Genomic DNA, 1,030 nt, shown 5'->3' on the forward strand with positions numbered 1-1,030 from the left:
AGACGTGGACCCTCGCTGAGGGCGCTCCTTATGCAGACTTCATCGCCTTCCAGCTCTTCGAATGGGATCCTAAGGTCTACTCGTCCATCGCCCCCGACTACGGCGCTATCATCCGCCTCTACGACGCCGAGGGCAAGCTCCTCAACGACCAGTACACCTCCGAGGCGCTCCGCTCACAGTATCAGTTCTTCTCCTACCCGACGGAGGCCAAGGACTTCGACGGCAAGCCCATCGCTGTCAATGCAGCTGACCCCACGAACCTCCTGCGCTACGTCTACTGCGACACCAATGTATGGAACAAGTCAGCCTCCAAGAGCCCTGAGGACAAGGATGGGAAGCCACTCTACACCTTCCTCCCCAAGACTGAGCCCATCGGCATCAAGGGCTACTATCAGTTCCCCGAGACGGGTCACTTCCTCCTGAACATCGAACTTTGGCACAGCCCCAAGGGCAAGCTCGAAGGCGGGGAGCCTTCATCCTTCTTCGCCCCCAACGCTACGGTGAAGTCCGGCAAGCGCCTCCTTCACCTCACCCTCCCAGTAAGCATCGGGGCACAGAAGCGCTTCATGGACGAAGTCATCGAAGGGATACAGAACGACTACAGCCGTCGTGTCCGTGAGGCCAAGGACGAGGATAAGGAGCAGGTCAAATACCAAGCCATCCCCCTCGACAAGCTCTCTTCGCCTAATGGCTTCTTCACCGACGAAGAGATGCGCATCTTCGCCCAGCGCATGATGAAGCTCCTCGGTACGACCGACTGGGAGCGTCTGGCCATGGACTTCCATCGCTACTATACCTCGGGGGGCAACGAGCAGAGCAACGAAGGTTACTTCTAGCCCGCCCCTTCCTCAGCTATTCTACGACAAGGCTGTGCTCCCCGCCGAAGCGGGAAGCACAGCCTTCTTCTTTAGCCTCATCGGCTACTGCTTCGAGGGAAGGAAAAAGAAACCTACTGTAGGTCGTCTCGACGACCCACGGTAGGTCGGTCGACCGACCCACAGTAGGTTTTTTCGGCGACCTACCGTAGGTC

General features: G+C 58.3%; 1 protein-coding gene. It reads left to right on the plus strand.

The window, feature by feature from the left end; translation table 11 throughout:
- A partial coding sequence (locus tag Q0336_RS01990; RefSeq protein ID WP_298525016.1) for a hypothetical protein occupies positions 1-836 on the plus strand: 836 nt, incomplete at its 5' end.
- Between the last annotated feature and the right edge of the window lie 194 nt (positions 837-1,030).

Origin of the sequence: uncultured Porphyromonas sp., from assembly GCF_938039215.1 — a bacterium.
Classification (GTDB): Bacteria; Bacteroidota; Bacteroidia; order Bacteroidales; family Porphyromonadaceae; genus Porphyromonas.